We start from the raw sequence: 273 nt of genomic DNA on the forward strand, positions 1-273 counted from the left end.
CGACGGCACCGACATCTTCGTCGCGACCTACACCGTGTACCGGCGGCAGAACGGCGAGCTGTTCAGCGTCAGCGTGTGGAGCGACGGCGTGCCGACGCTGCTGCCCGAGACGGACATCGTCGTGCTGTACCGCGAAGCGACGCGGCAGTCGGCCCACGTGCCGATGGCCGCGCTGCGGGACGCATGCGGCGACCTGATGACGGCCACCGCGCACCGGCCGGTGCGGTATGAAGTGACGGCGTTTCCGGATGAAGCGCGGTTCGCGGCGCTGAT

At 69.6% G+C, this 273-nt stretch carries 1 pseudogene; it reads left to right on the forward strand.

What is annotated here, in order from left to right:
• Window positions 1-273: pseudogene (locus SB751_RS30420) on the forward strand (hypothetical protein); the annotation flags it as partial.

The organism is Cupriavidus sp. SIMBA_020, from assembly GCF_046535395.1.
Classification (GTDB): domain Bacteria; phylum Pseudomonadota; class Gammaproteobacteria; order Burkholderiales; family Burkholderiaceae; genus Cupriavidus; species Cupriavidus campinensis.